At 69.2% G+C, this 4,724-nt stretch carries 5 protein-coding genes; 1 reads left to right on the forward strand and 4 read right to left on the reverse strand.

Annotated elements, in window-relative coordinates; all coding sequences use genetic code 11:
- Positions 1-62 precede the first annotated feature (62 nt).
- The 4 genes from efeO (AAHM41_RS38965) to efeU all read right to left on the reverse strand — a co-directional run bounded on the left by efeO (AAHM41_RS38965) (position 63) and on the right by efeU (position 4,197).
- Positions 63-887, reverse strand: coding sequence for an iron uptake system protein EfeO (gene efeO / locus AAHM41_RS38965; protein ID WP_342242016.1), 825 nt, complete (start codon positions 885-887; stop codon positions 63-65).
- A gap of 65 nt (positions 888-952) precedes the next feature.
- Complete coding sequence (gene efeB, locus AAHM41_RS38970; RefSeq protein ID WP_342242017.1) at positions 953-2,248, reverse strand: iron uptake transporter deferrochelatase/peroxidase subunit; 1,296 nt, start codon at positions 2,246-2,248, stop codon at positions 953-955.
- A 14-nt stretch (positions 2,249-2,262) separates the two neighbouring features.
- Positions 2,263-3,354 carry an iron uptake system protein EfeO gene (efeO, locus tag AAHM41_RS38975; protein WP_342242018.1) on the reverse strand — a complete coding sequence of 364 codons (1,092 nt, stop codon included), beginning with the start codon at positions 3,352-3,354 and terminating at the stop codon, positions 2,263-2,265.
- A gap of 12 nt (positions 3,355-3,366) precedes the next feature.
- The gene (gene efeU, locus AAHM41_RS38980) at positions 3,367-4,197 is read right to left on the reverse strand and encodes an iron uptake transporter permease EfeU (protein ID WP_342242019.1); all 831 of its coding nucleotides are present in this window, start codon (positions 4,195-4,197) and stop codon (positions 3,367-3,369) included.
- A 227-nt stretch (positions 4,198-4,424) separates the two neighbouring features.
- Here efeU and AAHM41_RS38985 point away from each other — a divergent pair, with 227 nt between their 5' ends.
- Complete coding sequence (locus tag AAHM41_RS38985) at positions 4,425-4,724, forward strand: hypothetical protein (protein ID WP_342242020.1); 300 nt, start codon at positions 4,425-4,427, stop codon at positions 4,722-4,724.

The raw sequence follows: 4,724 nt of genomic DNA on the forward strand, positions 1-4,724 counted from the left end.
AACGTCGACATTTTCTGGATTGCCGGGTCAAGCCCGGCAATGACAGAAAGGGGAAAGGCGCCTCAGCTCAGGCCCAGCGTGCCGCGCAGCTGCGATAGGTCCTCGGCCAGCGCGGTGATCGGGCCCTTCAGCGCGTTGCGGTCGGCCTCGGTCAGCTTGTCGTAGGTCTCGAAGCCGCCGTCCGGGGTCTTGTACTTGGCCAGGATGCCGTCGACCGTCTTGAAGTTGGCGTCGACCTTGGTCAGCAGGGCCTTGTCGCTCTTCTCCAGGATCGGGCGCAGCAGGTCGACGATGGTCTTGGAGCCGTCGACATTGGCCTGGAAGTCCCACAGATCGGTGTGGCTGTAGCGGTCCTCTTCGCCGGAGATCTTGGTGGCGGCGACCTCCTCGATCAGTGCCGCGGCACCGCCCACCACCTTGTCCGGCGGGGTGGTCAGGCCCTTGATCCGGCCCTGCAGGTCGATCACGTCGGCCAGCAGCTTGTCGGCGAAGGGCGCCAGCCCGTCGGTCGACTTCTTCTCCCACAGACCGTATTCGATGCGGTGGAAGCCGGTGAACTCCGGATCCTCCTCGTTCTTCGCGTGATCGTCGGCGCGCGAGTCGATGCTGGCGTCGAGGTCGGCGAACAGCTCGGCCAGCGGCTCGATCCGCTCGTAATAGACCCGGCTCGGAGCGTACAGCGCCTGCGCCTTCTTCAGGTCGCCGGCCTTCACCGCCTCGGTGAACTGGCGGGTGTGCTCGACGAACTGATCTACCTCGCCGATGACCCAGGTCTTGTACTTGGCGATCGGCTCGACCAGCTCGAGCGGCGAGGGCGGGGCGGCCATGGCCACGGATGCGGCCAGCAGCGCGGCGGCGCTCAGGCTGAGAGTCAGAATGCGTTTCATAATCAATCCCCTCCTAGGATAGGACCGGATGAGGTTGTCACCCGGTGCTCAGGCCCTTCCGGCCCTCAGGTCGATACGGATTGCAGCAGCCCCTGGCCAAGATAGCCGTCCTTGTCCGGCACCCCCGGCAGGGCGAAGAAATAGCCGCCGCCGGTCGGCTTGATGTATTCCTCCAGCGGCTCGCCGTTCAGCCGCTCCTGCACCGCGATGAAGCCGGCGTTCAGGCTCGACTGGAAGCAGATGAACAGCAGGCCCATGTCGAGCTGACCCGACTTGGTGACTCCGCGCGAATAGTTGAACCCGCGGCGCAGGATCAGGCTGTTCGCGGTCTCGTGGCTGCGCGGATTGGCCAGGCGGATATGGGCGTCGAGCGGCATGGTCTTGCCCTCGGGGTCGCCGGAATAGTCCGGCACGTCGAACTCGTCCTTCAGGCCCAGGGCGGCGCCGGACGCCTTCTCGCGGCCGATGATGGTCTGCTGCTCGCCGAGCGGGGTGCGGTCCCAGCGCTCGACGAAGTTGCGGATGATGCGCACCACCTGGTAGGTGCCGCCGACCGTCCAGGCCGGCTCCTCGCTGCCCGGCCGGATCCAGACGATCCGGTCCATCATCGCGCCGTCGGCCGGGTTCGGGTTGGCGGTGCCGTCCTTGAAGCCCAGCAGGTTGCGCGCCGTCTCCTTGCGGCCGGCCTTGCTGGTGGCGGCCGGCAGGAACCCGTCCAGCTTCCAGCGCAGGCTCAGCAGGTCGGGCGTCGCCTTCAGCACCGCGCGCAGGGCGTGGATGTTGGCCTCCGGCGTGTTGGACGAGAACTGCAGCAGCAGGTCGCCATGACAGGATTCCGGGTCCAGTGCGTCGTTCGGGAAGCTGGTCATCGCCGCCAGCTCGCGCGGCTTCACGGCGGCCAGGCCGAAGCGCTGGTCGAACAGCGAAGCGCCGACCGCGGCGGTGACGGTCAGGTTGTCCGGCACGATCACCGGGCCCAGCACGCCGGAATCGGCCGGCGGGAATTTCGGGTCCAGCTCCGGCGGGGTGCCGCCGCCCATCAGGAAGGCGATGCGTTCCGTCAGGGTGCGGAACATCCGCTCCAGGTCCGGCCGCGAGGTCGCCAGCACGTCGAAGGACGCGACCAGGCCGGCGGCGGGCGAGGGGGTGACGATCCCGGCCTGATGCTCGCCGTGGAAGGGCTGCACCTGCTGCGCCGCCTCGGTATCGCGGCCGGGCGGCTGCTTCATCGACTGGGCGACGGCCGGCGCCGCGGCCAGCGCGCCCAGCGCGGCGCCGCCGCCGGCCAGGCCGCGCAGGACGCTGCGCCGGCTGGGAGTGGTGAGGTCGGGGGTCTTGCCCTGTTCGTCGATCGTGGTCATGGCGTTCGGTCCGGTCAGTCCAGCCCCAAGGCGGTGCGCAGCTTCGGCAGGTCGTCGGCCAGGGCCGTCACCGGGGGCTGCAGCCCGGTGCGGTCGTCGCGGGTCAGCGCCAGGCCGGCCGCGGTCAGGTTGCTATCGACCCGGTCGCTCAGCGCCTTGTCGGCCTTCTGGCTCAGCGGGCGCAGCAGCCCGACGATGCGGGCCGCGCCCTCGAGATCGGCCTTGGCTGCAGCGGGGTCCAGGCCCGGCTCGGCGGCCAGGCGGGCGATCACCGTGGCGGCGCCGCCGGCCATCTTCTCCGGCGGGATCGACAGGTCGGCGATCCGGGCCTGCAGCGCCTGCACATCGGCCGCCAGCTTGTCGGCGACCGGGTCCAGCCCGTCGGTCGAGCCGCGGGTGAACAGCGCGAATTGCAGCCGGCGGAAGCCGGTGAAGCCCGGGTCGTCCTCCTTCTTCTCGAAATAGTCGGCGCGGGCGTCCAGCGCCGTGTCGAGATCGGCGAACAGGTCGGCGATCGGCTTGATCCGCTGATAGTGGATCCAGGCCGGGACCAGCAGGTCACGCGATTTCGCCAGGTCGCCCGCCTTGATCGCGGCGACCAGCGGCGGCGTCGCGTCGGCCAGGGCCTTGGCCTCGGTGGTGATGTAGACCTTGTACTCGGCGATCGGCCCGATCAGCTCGATCAGCGACGGCTGCAGCGCCTGCGTCGGGGCGTTCGTCGCCGCCGTCACGGTCAGGGTGCCGCGCGGGTTGCTCAGCAGGCCGCAGGTGATCTGGTAGCTGCCCGGCTCCAGCTTGGCGGTCAGGCTCTGGGTGAAGCCGGGGGCGATGTTCTCGCGCTCCTCCACCACCATCACGCCCTGCAGGATCTCCCACTCCAGGGCGCGGTCGCTGGCGTTTTTCACCTGGAAGGTGACGCGGCCGGCCTCGACCGTCAGGTCGTTCGGCTCGCAGCTCTTGGCGGTGATGGTCACGGCGTTGCCGCCCGCGGCGGCCTTGGGCGTGCCGGCGCGGTGCAGATAGGCGTAGACGCCCAGGCCGGCGACGGCGACAGCCAGCAGGGCGACGACGCCGATGCCGATCCGGGTGGTGCGCTGCAGGGACATTCTGGCTCCGGCTCAGGCGTTCGATCGCGCTTCCTGCGCGACCCGGCCGCCGCTCAGGAACAGGGGCAGCGTGACGATCAGGAAAAGGATGTAGACGGCGACCTCGCCGACCGTCGGCGTGTCCTGGTAGCCGAAGATCCCGGCCAAGACCGAGCCGAGCGGTCCGTCGATCGGCAGGATATGGCTGACGTCGAAGGCGATCTCCTGCAGCCCGTTCCACAGCCCGGCCTCGTGCAGCGCCCGCAGCGACCCGGCCAGGAGGCCGGCGGCGACCACCAGGATGAACAGCCCGGTCCAGCGGAAGAAGCGCTTCAGGTTCAGCCGGACGCCGAACCAGAAGATGGCGAAGCCAACCGCGACCGCGACCGCCACGCCGGCCAGGGCGCCGATCGGCGCCTCCAGCCCGACATCCTGCTGGAAGGTGGCCAGCAGGAAGAACACCGATTCCAGCCCCTCGCGGGCCACCGCGAAGAAGGCCATGCCGATCAGCGCCAGGCCCTTGGCGTCGGGTCCGTCCAGCGCGGCGTCGACCGAATGCTGCAGCTGCGCCTTGATCGAGCGCGCGGCCTTGCGCATCCAGAACACCATCGAGGTCAGGATGCAGACCGCGACCAGCCCGACGATCGCCTCGAACAACTCCTGCTCGCGCTGCGGGAACTCGGCGCTGACCAGGTCCAGCACGATGCCGACGGCGATCGAGAGCAGCACGGCGACGGCGATGCCGATCCAGATCAGCGGCATCCATTGCGACCGGCCGGTCTGGCGCAGATAGCCGGCGATGATGCCGACGATCAGGGCGGCCTCGATGCCCTCGCGCATCATGATCAGGAACGGTACAAGCATCCCGACATCATCCCGAACCCGCCGCCTGCGGCGGCCCACATGCTCGCGATCAGTTGCGAGCAAGAATGCGTATCTCTCGCAATTCTTCTGCTCCGATCGCCCGGCGTTGTCGAGGCCGCTTCGCTGCGAGATTGGTTAAATTTGTCGTAATCCGGCGGCGCGCCGGCCTTCCGGCCGGAACCGACGATGCGCGGCCGCTGTTGGCGGGGGAGAGAAGGAGCCCGCCCATGCCCGAGACCGGAGCAAACAAATCCGCCGCCAGCGCCGCGGCGGAACTTGGATCGAAGTCGACGCGCGCCGCCGCCGAGTTGGATACGGCCATGAACGAGGCGAAGGCCGCCCGCCACGATCTGGAGGCGGATCTCCGCGCCCTGCGCGAGGATGTCGCCCGGCTCGGCGAGACGATGGCGTCGCTGGCCCAGGCCCGGGCGAATGCGCTCGACGAGGCGGTGCATCGCAACCCCTGGTCGGCCGTGGTCGCTGCCCTGTGCATCGGCTTTTGCTTTGGCGTCAGGGCGCGGCTTTAG

It is taken from the genome of Inquilinus sp. OTU3971 (assembly GCF_038440215.1).